Source organism: Bacillus carboniphilus (assembly GCF_039522365.1).
Taxonomy (GTDB): Bacteria; Bacillota; Bacilli; order Bacillales; family JC228; genus Bacillus_BF; species Bacillus_BF carboniphilus.
Genome location: NZ_BAAADJ010000019.1, coordinates 1 through 20,611, shown reverse-complemented (window position 1 = coordinate 20,611; position 20,611 = coordinate 1). Strand labels below are relative to the sequence as shown.

General features: G+C 39.6%; 19 protein-coding genes. 6 read left to right on the top strand and 13 right to left on the bottom strand.

From position 1 onward, the window contains the following. Positions 1-243: 243 nt before the first annotated feature. The 3 genes from ABDZ91_RS09290 to ABDZ91_RS09280 all read right to left on the bottom strand — a co-directional run bounded on the left by ABDZ91_RS09290 (position 244) and on the right by ABDZ91_RS09280 (position 4,336). On the bottom strand, positions 244-966 hold the full coding sequence (locus ABDZ91_RS09290) for an SDR family oxidoreductase (protein ID WP_343798352.1): 723 nt from the start codon (positions 964-966) through the stop codon (positions 244-246). A 31-nt stretch (positions 967-997) separates the two neighbouring features. After that, positions 998-2,539, bottom strand: a complete 1,542-nt coding sequence (locus tag ABDZ91_RS09285) for a GNAT family N-acetyltransferase (RefSeq protein WP_343798350.1) — start codon at positions 2,537-2,539, stop codon at positions 998-1,000. A gap of 114 nt (positions 2,540-2,653) precedes the next feature. Beyond that, positions 2,654-4,336, bottom strand: a complete 1,683-nt coding sequence (locus ABDZ91_RS09280; protein ID WP_343798348.1) for a glycoside hydrolase family 13 protein — start codon at positions 4,334-4,336, stop codon at positions 2,654-2,656. A gap of 155 nt (positions 4,337-4,491) precedes the next feature. On the opposite strand from ABDZ91_RS09280, the gene ABDZ91_RS09275 reads away from it, so the two are divergent. Continuing rightward, positions 4,492-4,914, top strand: coding sequence for a disulfide oxidoreductase (locus ABDZ91_RS09275; protein ID WP_343798346.1), 423 nt, complete (start codon positions 4,492-4,494; stop codon positions 4,912-4,914). Between the two features lies 1 nt (position 4,915). Next, a complete protein-coding gene (locus ABDZ91_RS09270) occupies positions 4,916-5,422 on the top strand; it encodes a thioredoxin family protein (protein ID WP_343798344.1) in 507 nt (168 codons plus the stop codon). A 45-nt stretch (positions 5,423-5,467) separates the two neighbouring features. Here the strand turns inward: ABDZ91_RS09270 and ABDZ91_RS09265 are convergent, their stop codons facing one another. Then, a complete protein-coding gene (locus ABDZ91_RS09265; RefSeq protein ID WP_343798342.1) occupies positions 5,468-5,872 on the bottom strand; it encodes a YhcU family protein in 405 nt (134 codons plus the stop codon). Positions 5,873-6,024: 152 nt separating this feature from the next. Here ABDZ91_RS09265 and ABDZ91_RS09260 point away from each other — a divergent pair, with 152 nt between their 5' ends. Beyond that, entirely contained in the window at positions 6,025-6,924 is a 900-nt protein-coding gene (locus ABDZ91_RS09260; protein ID WP_343798340.1) for an RluA family pseudouridine synthase, read from the top strand. A gap of 470 nt (positions 6,925-7,394) precedes the next feature. Here the strand turns inward: ABDZ91_RS09260 and wrbA are convergent, their stop codons facing one another. The 4 genes from wrbA to proV all read right to left on the bottom strand — a co-directional run bounded on the left by wrbA (position 7,395) and on the right by proV (position 11,203). Then, the gene (gene wrbA / locus ABDZ91_RS09255; protein ID WP_343798338.1) at positions 7,395-8,009 is read right to left on the bottom strand and encodes an NAD(P)H:quinone oxidoreductase; all 615 of its coding nucleotides are present in this window, start codon (positions 8,007-8,009) and stop codon (positions 7,395-7,397) included. Positions 8,010-8,251: 242 nt separating this feature from the next. Next, complete coding sequence (locus tag ABDZ91_RS09250; RefSeq protein WP_343798337.1) at positions 8,252-9,082, bottom strand: aldo/keto reductase; 831 nt, start codon at positions 9,080-9,082, stop codon at positions 8,252-8,254. Between the two features lie 77 nt (positions 9,083-9,159). Then, entirely contained in the window at positions 9,160-10,005 is an 846-nt protein-coding gene (locus tag ABDZ91_RS09245) for an ABC transporter permease (RefSeq protein WP_343798336.1), read from the bottom strand. Further along, the gene (proV, locus tag ABDZ91_RS09240) at positions 9,998-11,203 is read right to left on the bottom strand and encodes a glycine betaine/L-proline ABC transporter ATP-binding protein ProV (protein ID WP_343798334.1); all 1,206 of its coding nucleotides are present in this window, start codon (positions 11,201-11,203) and stop codon (positions 9,998-10,000) included. The genes ABDZ91_RS09245 and proV overlap by 8 nt, the downstream gene beginning before the upstream one ends. A 242-nt stretch (positions 11,204-11,445) precedes the next feature. On the opposite strand from proV, the gene ABDZ91_RS09235 reads away from it, so the two are divergent. Together ABDZ91_RS09235 and ABDZ91_RS09230 are read left to right on the top strand one after the other, a co-directional pair. Next, complete coding sequence (locus tag ABDZ91_RS09235) at positions 11,446-12,309, top strand: glycine betaine ABC transporter substrate-binding protein (RefSeq protein WP_343798332.1); 864 nt, start codon at positions 11,446-11,448, stop codon at positions 12,307-12,309. 120 nt (positions 12,310-12,429) lie between these two features. Next, a complete protein-coding gene (locus tag ABDZ91_RS09230) occupies positions 12,430-13,041 on the top strand; it encodes a DUF4352 domain-containing protein (protein WP_343798330.1) in 612 nt (203 codons plus the stop codon). A gap of 581 nt (positions 13,042-13,622) precedes the next feature. Here the strand turns inward: ABDZ91_RS09230 and ABDZ91_RS09225 are convergent. The 5 genes from ABDZ91_RS09225 to ABDZ91_RS09205 all read right to left on the bottom strand — a co-directional run bounded on the left by ABDZ91_RS09225 (position 13,623) and on the right by ABDZ91_RS09205 (position 18,550). Next, positions 13,623-14,102: an NUDIX domain-containing protein gene (locus ABDZ91_RS09225; protein ID WP_343798328.1), complete on the bottom strand. Its 480-nt coding sequence runs from the start codon at positions 14,100-14,102 to the stop codon at positions 13,623-13,625. Continuing rightward, the gene (helD, locus tag ABDZ91_RS09220; RefSeq protein WP_343798326.1) at positions 14,103-16,379 is read right to left on the bottom strand and encodes an RNA polymerase recycling motor HelD; all 2,277 of its coding nucleotides are present in this window, start codon (positions 16,377-16,379) and stop codon (positions 14,103-14,105) included. It abuts the gene before it with no gap. 255 nt (positions 16,380-16,634) lie between these two features. Further along, positions 16,635-16,979, bottom strand: a complete 345-nt coding sequence (locus ABDZ91_RS09215; protein WP_343798324.1) for a zinc-ribbon domain-containing protein — start codon at positions 16,977-16,979, stop codon at positions 16,635-16,637. A 180-nt stretch (positions 16,980-17,159) separates the two neighbouring features. Continuing rightward, positions 17,160-17,591: a large conductance mechanosensitive channel protein MscL gene (gene mscL, locus ABDZ91_RS09210; protein ID WP_343798322.1), complete on the bottom strand. Its 432-nt coding sequence runs from the start codon at positions 17,589-17,591 to the stop codon at positions 17,160-17,162. 320 nt (positions 17,592-17,911) lie between these two features. Then, the gene (locus tag ABDZ91_RS09205; RefSeq protein WP_343798321.1) at positions 17,912-18,550 is read right to left on the bottom strand and encodes an HAD family hydrolase; all 639 of its coding nucleotides are present in this window, start codon (positions 18,548-18,550) and stop codon (positions 17,912-17,914) included. A 100-nt stretch (positions 18,551-18,650) separates the two neighbouring features. Here ABDZ91_RS09205 and ABDZ91_RS09200 point away from each other — a divergent pair, with 100 nt between their 5' ends. After that, positions 18,651-20,426 carry a beta/alpha barrel domain-containing protein gene (locus ABDZ91_RS09200; RefSeq protein WP_343798320.1) on the top strand — a complete coding sequence of 592 codons (1,776 nt, stop codon included), beginning with the start codon at positions 18,651-18,653 and terminating at the stop codon, positions 20,424-20,426. The last annotated feature ends 185 nt before the right edge of the window (positions 20,427-20,611 follow it).

The window sequence follows — 20,611 nt, the reverse complement described above, 5'->3', positions numbered from 1 at the left end:
CATTTGAGGTGGGGTTCATTATTAAACGGGACAGACGGAGCTTCACCTGTCCCATTTGAGGTGGGGTTCATTACTAAACGGGACAGACGGAGCTTCACCTGTCCCATTTGAGGTGGGGTTCACTACTAAACGGGACAGACGGAGCTTCACCTGTCCCATTTAAGGTGAGTGCCACTACTAAACGGGACAGACGGAGCTTCACCGTAAAAATAGACCGCATCCCCCGACGCGGCCTTTCTCTCTCTATGCTATTGGATAATTCTGTGCAAAAGGATGCAGAATAATTTCATCAATCAGCATGTGTGGCGGTGCCGATGCCATATAAACCACCGCATCTGCGATATTTTCAACCTTGAGCCAATCTTCTTTTTCCGGTAAGCCTTGGGTTGAATTTGCGAAATACGTATCCACCATACCGGGATTGATGGTTCCTACTCGAATTCGATCGCCACGAACCTCTTGGGCTAGAGAGCCACAAAATCCTTGAACAGCATATTTGGAAGCCGTGTATGCTGACCCATTTGGAATGGTGTAGCGCGCGACATCAGAGGAAATGGTAACAATTGTCCCGCTCTTCTTCTCTTTCATATGGGGCAGAACACCTTTTGAAGACAGAAACACACCTTGGACATTCACTTCAAACAACTTGGACCACTCTTCAACTGTCGTATCGACCACTTCTTTAAAAAATCCTATCCCAGCATTATTAACTAGAAGGTCAATTTGTCCATATGCCTCCAAGGTCTCCTGAACAAATCGAGTCACATCGGCCTCCTTCGTAACATCTGCTTGAGAAGCTACTACATCCGAATACCCTTTAGCCTTTAATTCTTCTGCTGTCTTCCTAATTTCATCCGAACTACCGACTAATGAAAGCTTCATCCCTTCCTTTGCTAGTCTGAAAGCTATCGCTTTTCCAATTCCACGGGTTGCACCTGTAATGATGGCTACTTTGTCTTTTAACATGGTTGTTGTACATCCTCTCAGTTGTGTTTGCTTATTTTCGTTTGTAATTAACCTCATAAATATCAGGTCGGCGATCTTTTAGCTGCATAACAGAACCATCTTGTCTCTGACGTCTTAAAATTTCAAGGTCCACGTCTCCGATTACGACCATTTCAATATTTGGATTCGTCTCTCCAACAATTCCATCCCGAGCAAATTCAAAGTCAGAAGGAGAAAAAATTGCGGATTGTGCATACTGAATATCCATATTTTCTGTCTGTGGTAAGTTCCCCACAGTACCTGAAATAACGGTGTAGACTTGATTCTCTATTGCACGAGCTTGTGCACAATAGCGAACACGTAAATAGCCTTGGCGATCTTCTGTACAGAATGGAACAAAAATAATTTTTGCTCCCATTTCTGTCATAATTCTTGCTACCTCTGGGAATTCAATATCATAGCAAATCGGAATTCCAATTTTTCCGCAATCCGTGTCAAATACCTTAATGGTATCTCCTGCGCTGACTCCCCACCATCTTTTTTCGTTAGGAGTAATATGTAGCTTATACTGTTTTTCAATCGTTCCATCACGTCTAAACAAATAGGCGATATTATAAATTCGGTCGTCATCTTCTTTCACAATGTGTGACCCACCAATTATATTGACATTGTATTTTACGGCTAATTGTGTAAACAACTCAATATACTGCTCTGTATACTCTGTCAATTTCCGTATCGCTAGACTTGGTGTTTTTTCTTCCAGGAAAGACATCAATTGGGTTGTGAAAATTTCTGGGAATACAACGAAATCGGACCCAGCATCATAAGCCACATCCACATAATACTCAACCTGGTTTTCAAACTCCTCAAAATTATGAATTTGCCTCATCCCATACTGGACGACACAAATGCGAACAGGGAAGCTCGTTTTAAAATAACGCTTGGATTTTGGTCGGTAGTCCACGTTATTCCATTCCATTAGGGTTGCATATTTATTAGAGGCTTTATCATCAGGTAAATATCCTGGGTTCAACCTCATCAACGAAAAATCATTAAAAAGCTGAAAGGACATGACAGGGTCATAAATGTTACGCATTTTAACTTGCTCCACATACTCCCTTGGTGTCATTTTGTCCGCATACTTATGATAGTTCGGAATTCTCCCCCCGATAATAATACTTTTCAGGTTTAACCTACGAGCTAAATCTTTTCTGGCCTCATAAAGCCTGTGCCCCAATTTCATTCTTCGATAATCCGGATGGACCATGACTTCAATGCCGTATAAATTATAGCCTTCTGGATTGTGGTTCGTTATGTACCCTCCATCAGTAATGTCATCCCAAGTATGGCGATCATCATATTCGTCGAAATCTATGATAAGACTTGAACAAGATGCGATGATTTCATCTTCAAACTCCGCTACAAATTGGCCTTCTTGGAACATCCTTAAGTGGCTCTCTAATTGATCTCTTTTCCATGGTTCCATTCCAGGAAAGCAAATCTTACCAAGGTTGATAATATCATCTATATCTTCTTCTCTCATGTTGCGAACTATCATTTTCTTCTCGAACCTAGATAAATCAAGCTTTGACATATAGTTTTCTCCTTTATTCAAAATAAAAAGGAAGTTCCTTTGACTCTCCTTTTTATTTTGCCTCTTATACTACACCTTATGAAAAAGACAAGAGACGAATCTCTTGTCTTTTACTTACACCTTATATTTATATACCCTTGCTTCCCAAGGTTGTAACGTCATTTTTTGATTAAATGGCTGTTTTTCATCGTTCGTAACAAACACTTCAGGTTCTGAAGCTGGTTTAATGTGAGACGGAATGTCAATCTCCTGCTCCTCACCAGATACATTGGCTAAAACAAGGAGTTGTTCATCCTCTAGCGTACGAGTATAGGCATAGACTTGTGGATGATCTTTTAGAAGAAGATCATATTTGCCATAAACAACAATGTCATTATTTTTTCTAAGCTGAATGAGGTTCTTATAGTAATGAAAAACTGATTTTTCATCCTTTATAGCTTGTTCAGCGTTAATCTCTTTGTAGTTTGGATTCACCTTAATCCACGGTGTTCCAGTCGTAAACCCAGCATTCTCACTGTCATCCCAATGCATAGGAGTCCGTGCATTATCTCTCCCTTTTACATAGATTGACTTCATGATATCTTCATGCTTTTTCCCTTGTTCGATTTTTTCTTTGTACATATTTAGGATTTCAATGTCTTTGTAGTCATCAATCGAGTCAAAACGAACATTGGTCATCCCAAGCTCTTCTCCTTGATAAATATAAGGAGTTCCTTGCATCATATGCAGTAAAGTCCCAAGCATTTTAGCCGATTTCACTCTGTATTTCGTATCGTTTCCAAGGCGGGAAACAATTCGAGGCTGATCATGATTATTCCAGTACAGACTATTCCAACCTTTTTCATGTAATGCATCTTGCCACTTTGTTAAAATTTCTTTTAGTCTAATCAAATCAAATGGTCGTAAATCCCATTTTCCTTCTGGACCAGAATCGACATCCACATGTTCAAAGGTGAATACCATATTTAATTCATTTCTCTCCTCAGCTGTATAATCAATGGCCATCGGAGGACGAACTCCAGGCATTTCTCCCACTGTGAGAATGTCATATTTAGATAATACTTCTCTATGCATTTCTTGCAAAAATTCGTGAATTCTTGGTCCGTTCATGAAATATTTACTTCCTGAGGCATATCTTTTCCCTTCAGGATTTGGAGCATCAGGTAAGCCCTCAACTTTAGAAATAAAATTGATGACATCCATACGGAATCCATCCACGCCCTTATCGAGCCAAAATTTCATCATATCGTAAACTTCTTTTCGAACGGTCGGATTCTCCCAATTCAAATCCGGCTGTTTCTTCGAGAATATATGTAAAAAATACTCATCTGTTGCTTCATCATACTGCCAAGCAGAACCACTAAAAGTGGATCCCCAGTTATTTGGTTCCTTCCCATCTTTACCTGGTCTCCAAATATAATAATCCCGGTATGGATTGGCCTTTGATTTTTTGGACTCCACAAACCAAGCATGCTCATCTGATGTGTGGTTTACTACTAAATCCATCACAAGCTTAATCCCTCTTTGATGCATTTCAGCTAAAAGCTTTTCCCAGTCCTGCATCGTTCCAAATTCATCCATGATATTTCGATAGTCACTAATGTCATATCCATTATCATCATTCGGGGAATCATAAACTGGTGAAAGCCAGATTACATCAATCCCTAACTCTTTAAGATAATCTAATTTTTCAATGATACCTGGAATATCTCCGATTCCATCACCATTGGAATCATTAAAGCTTCGTGGGTATACTTGATAAACCACTGCTTCTTTCCACCATTTACGAGTTTGCATACAAAAACCCTACTTTCTTTTTGAACTCAATATTAGCTTACTTTTTTTCTTGGTTCACGTCTATTATTGTGAGATGTCAAAATCCTGTCATACTCTATACTTACAATTTTTTTTATTACATACTATAATTTAGTAAGTAGAAGGTGAGGTGCTCTATGAAAAAAGATCAAAGGGAGACTTTTTTATTCATAGCATGGGCGACATCCATTATCGCTATGTTTGGTAGTTTGTATTTTTCTGAGGTTCGAATGTATGAACCGTGTGAATTATGCTGGTATCAACGAATTCTCATGTATCCACTAACGGTTATATTAGGTATAGGTGTAGTAAAGAAAGATTTCGCTATTAGTTTTTATACATTTATTCTTTCTACCATCGGAGCTATTATCTCCTTATATCATTACTCCATCCAGAAAATAGACTTCCTAGGAGAAAATTCTGTATCGTGTGGGAGAGTACCGTGTACAGGGGAGTATATTAATTACTTTGGTTTCGTAACCATTCCTTTCCTAGCACTTATAGCCTTTATTTTAATCAGTATTTTTAGCTTTTTAACTTGGAAGAGGAGAGTGAAATAACTTGAAAAAAGTTGTGATCTTTTTAGCGGTCATTGTCCTTCTATTTGGAGGAATGATTGTACTGAATAACATGCAGAATGCTGCAAAAATGAAAAATAACCCGTATGGAACCGACGAGTTAAAACAATCAACCATTGATCAATTTGATGATCCTTTATATACGACAAATATCATTCTACCAGAAGAGCTTGAGGAAAAATTGGCTAATGGTGAAGATGTAACAGTTTACTTTTTTAGCCCTGAATGTGGCTACTGTAAGGAAGCTACACCTATTGTTTCCCCACTAGCAGAAGACTTAGGGGTTGAAATGGTTAAGTACAATGTACTTGAGTTTGAACAAGCTTGGCCAAAATACGGACTAGAAGCAACACCTACCATTATTAAATTCAAAGACGGGCAAGAATACCAACGTATTACGGGTCTGTTCGATAAAGAGATTTATGAAAAATGGTTTGAGTTAGATCGAGAAGAGTTTCAAGCTTGGTATGAAGAAAATAAAAATAGTTAATAAATAAAAAAACGTGCCTACATTTAAAATGCAGGCACGTTTTTCTTAGATTAGCAATTCATTTGCCGGTTTCACATACGTACTGAAGTCATTCTCGCTCGTCTTTGTTGTTTGGAAATGATGAAAAGTAAAAGGGAAAATAAGGCCATAGTTTTGTAAAATGCGGACATTCTCATCGAAAATATCCTGATATTTTTCGTCAACATCGACTCGATTTTGCACTTCTAAAATGGATATAATAGTTTGTAAGCTTGAGATTACTTTAAAAGCTTCTTTTAGCGTCCCGACATATTCTGTGTTTGACTTCGTCATATGTAAGACATTCAATCCTTCAAAATTCTTAATTTCTTCATCAAGGAAATACTGAGGGAAAATTTCGGAGTAAATCTGCTCGACCAATTCTTCTATCTTTTCCTCTTGCTCCTTTGTTGAAGCATATACAATCTTCACTCTTCAACCCACCTTTGTCATGAATCTGTAATCTGAACGTAATATGACTCTAGCATAACATAGGTCAACTAATGTTTAGGGTGGTAATTAAAGGTATCTAAAATTACGGGAGGAAACGTTACCAGCCCTTTCCTATAAAGGAGTTTTTTAAAATGAAAGTTAGCCGACAAGGTCCCTATATTTCGTTTGCTATTAAATCGGAATGGGAGGGATTTACATTACAAGAAGTTTTCAAAAGTGTGTGGCCACTTCCTAAAAAAATGGTTCATCTATGGAGGATGGAACGGTATGTCCTAGTGAATGGGCAGGAACCTAATTGGAATGTTCCTCTTCAAAAATCAGATCAGATAAAAATCAAGCTTCTAGAGGATCAAGCCTTTGCACTTGAGCCATTATATGCTGAAATACCCATTTTATTTGAAGACGACCATTGTCTAGTTGCCAATAAACCTGCGGGTATGAAAACCCACCCAACGGAAGAAGAAGATGAAATTACTTTATTGAATGGGGTCTCTTTTCATAGTCTATCATCAGGGGAACTACGTAGAATACGGCATATTCACCGGCTCGACAAAGATACAACCGGTGCCGTTTTATTCTCGAAGCATGAACTTGCAGGTGCTCTATTAGATGAGCAACTAACTAGAAAAGAGGTACATCGTACATACTGGGCAATTGTAGATGGATGCCCCAAACAAAAGAAGGGAACTATTAACAAAGCTATTGGGAGAGATCGACATCATCCAACCCGACGCAGGGTTTCTCCATCTGGCCAAGCGGCGGTTACCCATTATGAAGTTTTAGAGTACAACAAACGGGTTAATCGTTCTTTGGTCCAATGTAAGCTAGAAACAGGTCGAACTCATCAAATTCGAGTCCACCTTCAAGCATTGGGCCATCCTTTAGTTGGTGATGAACTTTATGGTGGTTCTAGAGGATTTTATCGACCAGTGCTTCATGCAACTGATTTAAGCTTTACACATCCTTTAACAGAGGAAAGGATACGAGTGAAAGCTCCTTTATTGGATAATATGATGGACCTAATCAAATAAGACTAGCTGGCAGTCATTGGTAGTTTGTTCGCGGACTGTGGTTCCGTTATTGAGGTAAAAAAGGCTGTTTTTTAAGTCGAACCGGACTCTCGTTCCGTTATTTGATGGTTTTCGTTCAATTTTATCTTGAAATTAGGCAAATAGCGGATCCTCTGTCCGCGAACCAGCCTATTTGGGTTCTTTTTCATGAAATAGCGGATCGTGTGTCCGTTAAAAATTGATTGCCAAAGTATCCGGACTGTGGTTCCGTTATTTATGAAAAAATGCCGGTTTTCCGCACCTCAGCGGACACTGGTTCCGTTATTTGTTCATTTTCAGCCTATTTTCACTTAAAAAATAGCAAATAGCGGAACCTCTGTCCGCGAACCAGCCTATTTTACCGCTTTTTCATGAAATAGCGGATCGTCTGTCCGCTGGCTTCCGCGGCTCTCCATACCAATATAAAAAGGGAGATTCGCATCTCCCATTTATCATGAACTCATTCCACTTTTAACCCACTTTGCCACTTCAACTGTTCGTTTCGCCTGGTGTTTAACCGCACCTTCTACATCTTCAACCATTTTTCCATCCTGTCCTTGTGTTACACTTGTACCGTACGGATTACCGCCTGCTCCAAATAAAATTTGATCCGTATATCCTGGTGGTACGATAATCGCACCCCAGTGCATCATGGATGTGTACAGGGAAAGCAGAGTGGCTTCTTGTCCACCGTGAGGATTTTGGGCTGACGTCATGGCACTGACCACTTTGTTTACGGTTTTTCCAGTAGCCCACAATCCACCTTGTGTATCAAGAAATTGCTTCAGTTGCGATGGGACGTTTCCAAATCGTGTAGGAACACTAAAGATGATGGCATCCGCCCATTCAATATCGTCAGACGTGGCTTCTGGGACATCCTTTGTCGCTTCCACATGTGCCTTCCATGCAGGGTTTGATGCAATCGCAGCTTCTGGTGCAAGTTCAGGAACCTTCAAAACCTTAACCTCTGCCCCAGCATCCTTCGCACCAGCTTCTGCCCATTTTGAGAGCTCATAGTTTGTACCCGTTGAACTGTAGTAAATAACAGCTAATTTTACATTCGTCAAAATTCTAATCACCTTTCCCACTATGTTCTTCTTGCAAAAAGAATCATTTCTAAATGTTTCCCACCCTCTAATTTTTATGCATTAAAGAAAACTCGCCGATTGGCGAGCCTTCAGGCGAAGACAGAGTCGTAGTTGCACTTATACTATACACCTAAAAATTTTCCCTACGTCGAATTACTTCTCTGCTAAAATTTTATCCTTTTTTATAGTGCAAAAAACCCCACCTAAGTGGGGTTACAAAGTTAAAAATCAAAGTTATCTGGGTCAGCACCTAAACGTTGATTTTTGTTTAATTGATTTACTTTCTCTAAATCCTCAGTAGACAATTCGAAGTCAAAAATATCAGCATTTTCTTTTAGGCGTGAAGGTGTTACTGATTTTGGAATGACAATCACGTCATTTTGCAAGTGCCAACGTAGGATTACCTGTGCTGGTGACTTTCCGTATTTTTTGGCTAACTCCACAAGTACTGGGTTGTCCATCACGGTTCCTTTTGCAATTGGAGACCAAGCCTCCACTCTGATATCATGCTGGCGACAATACGCTTTAACCTCTTCTTGTGTTAATAGTGGATGGCACTCCACTTGGTTAACAACGGGTTTTTCATTGGCTGTATTCATTAAATCTTCCAAGTGATGAGGCTGGAAGTTACTAACACCAATTGCCTTTACTACTCCTTCAGAGTATAAGCGTTCTAGCGCCTTCCAAGTATCCTTGTATTTAGCTACAACAGGCCAGTGAATGAGGTAAAGATCTATATAGTCTAGTCCTAGTTTATTATAGCTATCTTCAAAAGCACGTAAGGTGGAATCATATCCTTGATCACTGTTCCATACTTTCGTTGTGACGAAAATATCTTCCCGAGGGACACTATGTTCACGTACTGCCTTTCCAACGCCTTCTTCATTTTCATATAATGCCGCTGTATCAACAGCACGATAGCCTAAGTCTAAAGCCGCATGAACGGTTTCTTCCACTTGATGGCCTTCTTCTACCTTATAAACACCTAAACCAAAATAAGGCATTTCAATTCCGTTATGTAATTTGGTTGTTCCTTGTAATGTTTTACTCAATATTTTTCACCCTCCTGTACTGAGTTATTTTAGCACGAATTCTTCAGAAATAGAAAAAAGACACTCTGCAGTGTCTTTTAAATTTTTTGGCTTGGTTTTAAGTTTTGTGTGATTCGGTCTAAAATAATCGCTAATATAACAATACAAATACCTGAAGCAAATCCAGTTCCTACTTCAATCCTCGTTACAGCACGGAATACTTCTGTCCCCAGTCCAGGCGCTCCAACTAACGATGCAATAACAACCATCGATAGGGAAAGCATGATACTTTGGTTAATTCCCGCCATAATAGTAGGAGTTGCAAGTGGTAATTGGACCTTAAACAGCTTTTGACTTGTGGTGGATCCAAATGCATTGGAAGCTTCCACTAAATCTTCTGGAACTTGTCTGATTCCTAAATTCGTTAATCGAATCGTTGGTGGCATTGCGAAAATAACAGATGCTACGATTCCTGGTACAACTCCAATCCCAAAGAAAATGATAGAAGGGATTAAATAGACAAAGGCAGGCATGGTCTGCATAAAATCAAGAATTGGTGTAATAACGCTTGATACTTTGTTGTTTTGAGAAGCCCATATCCCAACAGGAATTCCTATAATCAACGACAATAATACGGAACAAAGTACTAAAGAGACTGTTTGCATCGTATGAGTCCAATAGCCAAGACTTAAAATAAATAGCAGTCCGACAAAAGTAAAAATAGTAAAACCAATTTTGCGACTAACTAAGAAAGCCACTAAAGCAAATAAAGCAATAACAATGATCGGCGGGGGTAATAACAATCCCTTAACAAGTAAATCCCAAAATACCTCTATAACATTAGCAAACCCTTCAAAAAAGGTTCCAAAGGTATCTGTAATTTTATCGACAAAAGAATCCACCCAATCTGCTAATGGTATTTCTGGAAGTGGTAAATTATACATGGTCGGATTCCCCTCCTCTTTCGTAACCTGCTAGTGCTTCAATGACTCCTTCTCTTTTCACAATCCCTTTAAGCTTTCGAGTCTCATCTACAACTGGAAGAGGGTATGAAATAGAAGCCATTTTTTCAAACATGTCATCCATGATGGTTGTTGTTTCGACTGTTGGTAATTCGTTGATTAAGATATCCTGTAATGTCTTTTCTTCCTTAATTGCCTGATTCACCAAATCTGCAGTTACAACTCCCACAAAGACCTTTTTCTTATCTACTACATACAGAGTAGAGACACCCGCGTCTTTCATGAGCTTCAGTGCCACTCTCGGACCACGATCTAATTGAACCGTTTCAGGTCTAATCATTACTGCTTCAGCAGTTAAGACTTTTGACAAATTGACATCCTCGACAAACCGCTCCACATAATCGTTGGCAGGGTTCATCATGATTTCCTCTGGAGTACCAATTTGAACAATCGAACCATCCTTCATTAGAGCAATCCGATCTCCTATCCGAAGCGCTTCATCTAAATCGTGTGTAATGAAAATAATGGTTTTGTGCATGGTTTCCTGCAACTCAAGTAATTCATCCTGCATATCTTTTCGAATCAAAGGATCTAATGCACTAAAGGCTTCGTCCATGAGTAGTACTTCTGGATCATTGGCTAACGCTCTAGCCAGACCAACCCTTTGCTGCATACCGCCACTAAGTTCAGATGGATAACTTTCTTCGTAACCTTTTAATCCAACTAACTCCAAAGCACTTTGAGCCTTTTTCTCTCTTTCTTCCTTCTCCACACCCTGTATCTCTAAGCCGTAAGCTGCGTTCTCTAACACCGAACGATGTGGAAACAGTGCAAATCGTTGAAACACCATACTCATTGTTTTTCTACGAACTTCCCTAAGTTGAGCTGGCTTCATTTCAACTATGTCTACCCCGTTAATCAATACCTTCCCTGCTGATGGTTCGATTAAGCGATTTAAGAGACGAACTAGAGTGGATTTACCACTTCCGGAAAGTCCCATAATGACAAAGATTTCACCTTTTTTCACTTCAAAGCTAGCTTGGTTCACACCAACCGTCATTCCAGTTTGTTCTAATATTTGATCTTTCGTTTTCCCCTGTTCTAAAAGGTCAATAGCTTTTGAAGGTGTTTTCCCAAATATTTTAGTGACACCTTCTACCTTTATTTGTACGGGTTCCATTCTTACACCTCATTCTTGCTTTTATATTTAATACTTCATGTATGGAAAAAAACACACATAAGTTCCATTTACCCATTCTGCGAATCTTTCAAACTACTTTTTTAATAAAAATTTAATTTTCCGCTTCATACATAGTAAATTCGGACTACGTTCGTAATTTTTGTAAACTTTTTTTAAAAAAGATGTTTAATTCTATGTCACGAGGGAAAAGGCCCATTGTGAGATATTCTAGGAGGGGTAACATGAAGAAAAAAATAGTACTTGCACTTATGCTTGCTGTGTCACTTGTACTAGCAGCATGCGGAAACACGGAAGGTGATGGTGAAGGTGGAGATACCACTGAACTAACTTTCGGAATTAACAACTGGGCAGAGAACATTGCCGTATCTAACATGTGGAAAATTCTATTAGCTGAAGAAGGCTATGAAGTAACACTGAAAGAACTAGAAAAAGGTCCTGTTTGGACAGGTATCGCACAAGGTGATTTAGATGTAGCACCAGAAGTATGGCTACCATTTACGGATGCACCGTTATATGAACAATATGAAGAAGATGTCGTTCTCGGTGATGTATGGTACGAAGGTACTGCACTAGGACTTGCTGTTCCTACATACATGGAAGACCTAAACAGTCTTGACCAATTAAATGATTATGCAGATGATTTAGGTAACAGAATTGTTGGTATTGATGCAGGTTCTAGCTTGGTTGGAATCACAGGAGATGCAGTTGATGAGTATAGCTGGACATTAGACTTAGTTCCATCCTCAGAACCAGCTATGATGACTGAGCTTGATAAAGCTTACCAAAAACAAGAGCCAATTGTTGTAACACTTTGGAGTCCACACTGGGCATTTGCAGAATACGATCTAAAATATCTAGAGGATCCAAAAGGTGTTTATGGAGAGCCTGATGATATTATGTTCATGACTCGTACAGATTTTGAAAAAGATCACCCAGAAGTATGGGAGTACTTACAAAACTGGAGCATGGATGATGCCACTCTTGGTTCTTTAATGGCAACCATCAATGAAACTGGAGACCCTGTAGAAGGCGCACAACAGTGGATTGATGAAAACAGAGATCTAGTGGATAGCTGGATGGAGTAAAACCAATAAGTTGAAAGTCACCGCCCTGATGCGGTGACTTTTTTTGTGTCCTCTTTCATAAAAAATTTTCCGATTGAGATACTAACCGTGTATAACCAAAATTTTATAAGGAGGGCAACCATGAAATTAAAGATTTTTTCCTTATTTAGCATTTTGTTATTAGTCTTAAGCGGATGTGGGGCTGCAACAGATGATGCCGAGAACAATGGTGATAACACAGCTCAAGAAAATCAAGCCAATGAAGATACAGGTACTGGTGACCAAGGTGCTGCCGATGAGGGCGATACGAACGAAGATCAGGGTGCAGATGAAGATGCCGGTGATACTGGTGATGGCGGAGCTACCGAAGGATCCATTGGTGATACCCTAACGATTGAAGGTGTCAAAATTACACTAGATAGTGTAGAGGTTTACGAAGGCGAAATTAACCAGTTCCAGCCACTCACACAAGACCATGCTATTGTTGCGAATATTACTGTAGAAAACACAAATAAGGAATCGTATTATATCGATAGTATGGAATTTACGTTATATGATGCAGAAGGTTTTGAGTTAACGCAAGCTCTCCCTTCTGATGATATGGGAATCTCAACAGAACTCCCTGGTGGTAAGAAGGCTCGTGGTACTGTTTACTTTGATGTCCCTGCTCAAGAGGGCGATTGGGAACTCCAATATAAATCCATGGCTTCATGGGAAGATGATGCTGCGGTATGGAGATTTCCGGCGAAGTAGGTTTTCAGTGGTTTAGGACGGGAAACAGGAACAGGTTTTAGTTCCTGTTTTCTTTTTGGTTGGTGACACTGGACGAGTTTTGGGTTTGTATCCTGTTTTTTGTCGGGTGGATGGAAAACTAGGACATATTTTCATTTTATGTCCCAGTTTCTGTCGGGTGGCTGAAAAACTAGAACGTATTTTCATTTTATGTCCTAGTTTTTGTCGGGTGTCCGGAAAACTAGAACATATTTTCATTTTACGTCCTGGTTTTTGTCGGGCGGTCGAAAAACTAGAACGTATTTTCATTTTATGTCCTGGTTTTTGTTCCACCACCGAAAAACTAGAACATATTTTCATCTTATGTCCTACTTTTAGACGGACAGCTGCAAAACTAGAACGTATTTTCACTTTATGTCCTAGTTTTTCATTACGCTGTCGTAAAACTAAAACATAATTTTATGGAAATGCCGGTTTTGGGATACCAGCTAGAAAACAGGCCAAATTTCTTCTTTTCAATGACCCCTATAACCGGATCTTCCATAAAACTGGCACTAATTAAAAATGGCACTGAACTTACATTCAGCGCCCCCTTACTACTTCTACTTATTCACATACTGCTCCAACCTATGCTCTTCCAACAATTCCATCTCCCGCTTCCCACTCGCATACTCTAAGATCTGCTTCTTCACATTTGGATATAACACAATATTCTCGAGCTCACTCAACGGGATCCATTTCACCCCTGTTTGGAAAGGGTCCGGTTGTGCTGGTTGACGTACGGTCGAACCGTCCACTAATTTGCAATCAAACATTAAACCTAAGGAATGAGTGGAACCAAAACGCTCATTATTTAAATGCGGCGTATATTCATAGACAAAGGCAAGAGGCCCGACTTCGACCTCTACCCCCGCTTCTTCCCATGCTTCTCTTTTTGCTGTTTCCACCACGGACTCCCCTGGTTCTGCTCCCCCTGCAGGAAAGTTGTAGTGAAGGCCATTGTGATCGTTAAATTCCACCAATAAAATCGCGTCATTTTCGATAATAACTGCCCCTGCTCGAACTCGTATATGATACGTCATTCAATTCTCTCCCTCATCGGATAGTAAAAACGTCTCTTTTGATTGACCGAAGAATACCAGTCTATGTAATGGCCTTGTCATGGCAACATATAAAAGCTTAATATCCAGTTCGATTTCTTTACGGTACGCTTCTTCCATAGACACAATAAAGACCACGTCAAACTCTAGTCCCTTCACTAAATAAGAAGGCACTATCACGACTTTGTCTTTTGCAATTTGGTCCTGTTCATGAATCAACTGAACAGAGTCAGGCATCTTCTTTTCTAAAATTTTGGCTATGCGCTTACAATCCTTCATGGTCTTGCCAATAATCGCGAATGTTTGAAAACCTTCCTCTTTGTAACCCTTAATTTGCCCAGCCAGTTTTTCAGCTAATTCCTGCTGACCATTTATTTGAATAAAGGACGGTCGGTCTCCATGTCTAACAACCGGTTCCACTTTTGGTGTTTCCTCAGGAATCAAAGGTAATAGCTTATTAGCTTCTTCCATAATTTCAACCGTTGTTCGGTAGCTCTTTTGAAGTTCGACATAGGTAGCCCTTGGAAAAAGATCATTTTTTATTAACTGCCAATCTGTAATACCCCGATACGAGTGAATTCCCTGTGCTAAATCCCCCACGATCGTAAACATGTCTGTATCTAAAGCGAATTTCAAAGCCGCAAACTGCATGTAACTATAATCCTGGGCCTCATCAATCACCACATTCTTGGCTCTTAGCTCGGAATCTACTCCATACAGAGCATGGTGCAGGTAAAGGAGTGGTGCAAGGTCTTCCATCTCATATCGTTTCTTGGCAAGCAGTTTGTCCGAGTATAAGCACATCATTTCAGCCTGTGATTTCGAAAGCTTTCCATTCGAAAAAGTAACAAGCAGCTCTGGGTCTTCAAAGAGTTCCTGATAATATTCGGTCAACTTCTTTTTCGGAAACTTTTTCAGATAAGTAGGTACAGCCGTCCGAATGGCTTTCTGAATCTCCTTGAGCCTCAATTCTTTCCTGTCTAGCGCTTCCGATACATAAGCTCTTCTCTTGTTTGCATCCTTCATCCGATAGAGGGCTTTTTCAATTTTATCCTCATAAAACAATCTGATCTTCTCAATCATTTGATGCTTCTTTTTTCTCACATCGTTTTGAAGGATATTTTTCAGCTTCTCCACTCTTCTATAGAGAGGCAGATAGTGATAGTCTTGTGCAAAAAGGTTGGTCCATTTTTTTGCCGTGAAGATTTTATACTTATCGACGTACACATCTTCTTTAGCATAAAAGGTTTTTTCAATGTGTTTAATATATTGATCTAGAATCTCCTTCATTAACTTGGACCCTTTAAACCCTGAAATGGTAGCAGCGATTTTTACATCTTCATGATCTTGTTCTACCAATGAAATGAGCTTCTTGTCTTCAGTAAGGGTTATTTTTTCTCCCATGCATTTTAAAGCAAAATCAACAAATGTGAACTGTTTAACCTTTTCTACCCCTAGCTCCGGAAGCACTTCTGAAATATAATCAATAAACAGTCTACTTGGTGCTAAAATCATTAAGTTTTCTGGTTGAAAATAATCGGCATAATGGTAAATAAAATAAGAGATTCGGTGAAGGGCAATCGTCGTCTTTCCACTTCCTGCCGCTCCTTGCACAATGATGGGCTTATTCAAATCTGCCCGGATGACTCGGTTCTGTTCTTCTTGGATGGTGTTAATAATATCTGTGAGGCGGTTGCTGGCACTTTTAGCTAACGATTCTTGAAGAATCTCATCATTAGTAGTGAGGTCAATATCCCTGACATCCTCTAATTCTCCTTCTTCAATGATATATTGTCTTTTGAGAGATAAGTCTCCCTTATAGACCTCACCTTCAGCTTTGTAAGACTCTGGTCCGAGCCTTCCCTCGTAATAAAGGTTCGCGATGGGTGAGCGCCAGTCAACAATAATCGGTTCTTGGTTTTCTCTTTGGTACAATGAGGTTTTTCCTATGTAGTAGATTTCTGTGTCTGGATGGCCTTCTCTAGCAAAGTCAATTCTAGCAAAATACGGTTTTTTACGAAGCTTTTTCAAATTTTCCAGATCAGATTTAGACATTTCAAAAAATCGGGCATTCGTTAACAACTCCATGTAGCTCAAACTGGAGTCCTGTCTTTCTAACTCTTCAAATGCCTGTTTCATATTTTCCCTAAACTGGTCTGTACTCGTTTCAGCTGTCATAATCACAGCATCCATGTAAGTCTTGGTGAATTGTAGACGTTTTAATTCAGAATCAAAATCAGGATGGTCTTTTACGGACATAACGGTCTCCTTCCCCTGTTTTAAGTACATTCTTTCAAGGTAAGCGGTGAAATAGATTGAAAGAATATCATTGTCGGAAACCAAGGTAGTCTGAATTGGGAGCGATATTGTGGAAAAAACAGGATAAGCACTATTGTAATCGAAGGAAATTGCGGAATCAAGTGAAAATACAAATTATTTTAAAACAAAAAAAGGATTGCTTTTGCAACCCTTCATCTCATCTACCAAACAACTTTAAAATACTAAAGTTAGGTACTACTCATTCTTAAACGAAGCCCCACATTCCGAACAGAACTTTGCGTTTATATTTTGGGAGTGACCACAATTTGTACAGTATTTTTGCTTCCCTACAAATCCCTCTTTAAATCCCTCACCGATGATTCTTGATTGACCCTTTATTAAACCTTCATTTTCACGTAAAATTTTTCGTTGAATCGCAGGCATTGTTAGGATAAACCCAACAAATATGATCGGCATAGCAGCAAAGCTCATCCAGAAGTATTTTGGTTCTTCATGAAAATCAAGTGTTAAAAATTCAAAAATAGAGAAGCCCAATCCTGCCAACCCAATGATGATCATAAATGGTCCGATTATTTTCATATTACTCCCCCTAAAATGCTTTACTTATCTTACGAATGAATCAAAGTTATGTTTCAGTTAGTAACCATCGTTTTATTCAATTACTAATTTTACCATTTTTGGTCAACTATTGGTTATAGTCTATAAAATAAATATAGAGAAACAAAACCCCTCCGATTTATAAAAACGAAGGGGTGTCATTTATTTAGGTTTATCTGTCTTTCTAGGATTCATCATGATTTGAATATGCTGTTTTTTTGGTGGTTTAGGAGCTGGCAGTCTTTCATTTAATAGATCCCTGATATCTTCAAGAGTATCTTTTTGTTTTTCTTCTTTTATCTTTTCCTTCCCTCTGATACGATTTACAACCTTCATGGCCATAAAAATGGAGAAAGCAATGATGAAGAAATCTAATAGGGTCTGGAGAAAGGCCCCATACCGTACAACCGCCTTCCCCAAAATAAAACTTTTAGAAGTCAGATTGACGCCTCCCATTAACACGCCAAAAATAGGCATCATTAAATCCCTCACCAATGAATCTACAATTTTAGTAAAGCCTGTACCTATAACAACGGCAAAAGCCATATCCACGAGGTTTCCACGAATCGCAAATTCTTTAAACTCTTTCCACAAAATCAAACCCTCCACTTCTTGTACATCCTATGTAGGATAGTAGCGGAACATGTATGAAATCGAGGAAATGGTGCTGGATTAGCATTCTATTGGAGATTCTGGGACGGCTATCAGAAAACTTTGGCTATCTATCAGAAATTCTGGGCCGGCTATCGGAAAACTTTAGCGCTCTATCGGAAATTTTGGGCCGACTATCGGAAAACATTAGCACACTATCGGAAATTTAGGGCCGGCTATCAGAAAAATTTAGCACTCTATCAGAAATTATACGCTTGCTATCGAAAAACAATAGCGTTGTATCGGAAAATCTTTCTTATCTCTCAACCATTCAACTCACTCAACAATTCCCAAAAATCCTCAAACACACTTGCTTCTACCGGAAACTTCAAATGCGCCGTCACCGGATTTGGTACAACAAACGTCCGAATCCCCGCCCCAATTGCAGCAGTCGCTCCATGCCCAGAATCCTCGATTGCCATGGCATCAACCGCTCTAACATTCAATTTCTCCAACGCTTTTACATAAAGCTCCGGATCTGGTTTAACTCTCTCTACATCATCACTCGACACAATGATTGGGAAGTAGGAGGTTAATTGAAAAGCCTCTAAATGTAACTGAATCCACTTCCGCCTGGAACTAGAAGCTATGGCCAACTTATACCCTTTCTCTTGAAAATACCTGATGAGTTCCATTATCCCTTCACGAACAGCAAGGATATCCTTTTTCCTTTTGAATTCCTCACCAGCAAGCTTTTCTAGCCAATCTCGATCGAACTGCTCTCCGATCTCTTTTTTCAACTGGTCCATTAACAAATCATCAACAGTTCCAATTACCTTTGAAAAGTCTTCTATTTTAAGAGAATACTTGTACTCTTCTAACAAAGTGTCCCGATACACTTCATACCATAAACTCTCTGTATCCATAATCGTTCCATCAAAATCAAAGATAACGGCTTCCATACTTTCCCTCCATATCATTTCACCTAGAAACCTAGATGCTCATCATGTATGATTGTAGTATAATTTCCATTTTTTATAAAATAACGAGGGAGGGCTCTGTATGCCTGATTGGTCTTATCACCCTCTTTTTAAACCTTTATTAAAAAAACTAAAACCGGAAACAGGACGCCATTTTATTCATAAAGGAATGTCTACGATCGCTAGCGTTCCTGGAGGTAGACAACTGATTGAGTTTCTGGGACATATGAATCCTTCCCCCCAGCTTTCAAACACAAGATGGGAGACAGTTTACCCGACCTCCGTTGGTTTAAGTGGAAGAATGGACCCTGAGCTTTCAGGCACAAAAGCCTTCTGTCACCTTGGTTTTGGCATTATAGAAATCGGACCAATTGGACCTGAGGCGAGAACAAGCTCTTTACGTGTAGACTGGATAAAGGGAACCATCCGTGGTCTAGAGGGCAATTCTACTTCTCTTGAACATGCTCTTATGACACTCAATCGGTTACCATCCAAACATCCACCTATTTGGGCCCGAATTTCCAAAAATGTATGGAAACACTCACAGCTTAACCAACTTTTAAGCAAAGTGGATGCTGTGGTCATAGATTGGGATGACCTTGATCAGCTAAACGGGTTATCTACTAATCTACCCATTTTAGTAAACCTACCAGCCTCTCAACTGAACCAATTGGAACTTTCTGACCAAGAGTTAGTCTCAGGCTATATCATTGAAATGGATTCAATGAGTGCCACTACGAAAGCGGAGATTAAAAATCTACTAGCACAACAACCAAATCTCTCCATTACACTGAGAGGAAACATTTCTGATCCGGAAACTGCTGTAGAATGGCTACAGCTCGGAGTTGATTTTATATTGTTGGAGGATGGCTACGTTTTCTCTGGGCCTGGTTTACCAAAACGGATTAACGAGTTACTGCTAAATGAGAAAATGGAGCATCCTGTTTATCCAAATAAAAATTGGGTGTATCACTTTATATTTGGTTTATTGATTACATTTGGGGGATTGCTAGCTCTCATATTTGCCTTAACCCGAGTCATTTTGCCATATGATGAATGGTTCTTAGGAGCAACCAGGGAAGATATTCTATTATTTAATCCTCAAATTCTAGCTTTTATGGAACACGACCGGATGACACTAGCTGGAACGATGATATCCGGTGGGATTGTCTACATGCAATTAGCCTACCACGGCATTCGAAGAGGAATCCATTGGTCGAAAAAAGCGTTCCATACTGCAGGAATGGTCGGTTTCTTAGGAATCCTATTATTCATAGGTTACGGATACTTTGACTGGCTACATGCTCTATTTTGGATGATCTTACTTCCTGCTTTTATATTGGGATACAAAAATAGCTCTCATGCTACCCTATCGCCAACATCCCGGAACAAGAGCAATCATGTCCATTGGAAAAAAGCTGTCTGGGGTCAGATGTGTCTCGTTATGCTAGGATTCTCTTTGACTATCGGTGGAGTTGTGATTTCTACAATAGGGGTCTCGTTTGTTTTTGTACCAACTGACCTCACCTTTATATGTATGACACCAGATCAGCTGGCTTCATTTAACCAGCAACTAATTCCGGTTATAGCCCACGACCGTGCTGGTTTTGGTAGTGCCTTAATCGCAGTTGGTTTACTAGTTTTAATGTTAGCATTATGGGGGTTTCAGCAAGGAGCCAAATGGGTTTGGCACACATTTTTGTGGGGAGGCATCCCTGCATTCCTAGCAGGTCTGACTACGCACTACCTAATTGGATATATAGATTTTGTACATCTGTTACCTGCATACTTTGCGCTATTGTTATTCGTGGTAGGGCTGGTGTTGAGTCGATCGTATTTATTTATGAGAGACGAGTAAACTTCATTTGAACTCTAGTAGTACATGTAAAAATGCTCAGGGGAACACTGAGCATTTTTCTTTTGGTTATTCAACTAAAGCACCCGTTCGTAATATAAGGTTAGCCAGAATTTTCTGGTTGACCTATTTTTATATGGTCTTATGATAACGGTAGTCGGGGTAGAACGTCGCACCCGTGGGAATCA

Coding starts and splice junctions, on each gene's coding strand:
- ABDZ91_RS09200 (WP_343798320.1), top strand. CDS start 18,651: ATGCCTGATTGGTCTTATCACCCTCTTTTTAAACCTTTATTAAAAAAA.
- ABDZ91_RS09225 (WP_343798328.1), bottom strand. CDS start 14,102: ATGACGTATCATATACGAGTTCGAGCAGGGGCAGTTATTATCGAAAAT.
- ABDZ91_RS09215 (WP_343798324.1), bottom strand. CDS start 16,979: ATGAAAATAATCGGACCATTTATGATCATCATTGGGTTGGCAGGATTG.
- ABDZ91_RS09280 (WP_343798348.1), bottom strand. CDS start 4,336: ATGCAAACTCGTAAATGGTGGAAAGAAGCAGTGGTTTATCAAGTATAC.
- ABDZ91_RS09260 (WP_343798340.1), top strand. CDS start 6,025: ATGAAAGTTAGCCGACAAGGTCCCTATATTTCGTTTGCTATTAAATCG.
- ABDZ91_RS09230 (WP_343798330.1), top strand. CDS start 12,430: ATGAAATTAAAGATTTTTTCCTTATTTAGCATTTTGTTATTAGTCTTA.
- ABDZ91_RS09205 (WP_343798321.1), bottom strand. CDS start 18,550: ATGGAAGCCGTTATCTTTGATTTTGATGGAACGATTATGGATACAGAG.
- ABDZ91_RS09275 (WP_343798346.1), top strand. CDS start 4,492: ATGAAAAAAGATCAAAGGGAGACTTTTTTATTCATAGCATGGGCGACA.
- ABDZ91_RS09290 (WP_343798352.1), bottom strand. CDS start 966: ATGTTAAAAGACAAAGTAGCCATCATTACAGGTGCAACCCGTGGAATT.
- helD (WP_343798326.1), bottom strand. CDS start 16,379: ATGTCCGTAAAAGACCATCCTGATTTTGATTCTGAATTAAAACGTCTA.
- proV (WP_343798334.1), bottom strand. CDS start 11,203: ATGGAACCCGTACAAATAAAGGTAGAAGGTGTCACTAAAATATTTGGG.
- ABDZ91_RS09245 (WP_343798336.1), bottom strand. CDS start 10,005: ATGTATAATTTACCACTTCCAGAAATACCATTAGCAGATTGGGTGGAT.
- ABDZ91_RS09235 (WP_343798332.1), top strand. CDS start 11,446: ATGAAGAAAAAAATAGTACTTGCACTTATGCTTGCTGTGTCACTTGTA.
- ABDZ91_RS09285 (WP_343798350.1), bottom strand. CDS start 2,539: ATGTCAAAGCTTGATTTATCTAGGTTCGAGAAGAAAATGATAGTTCGC.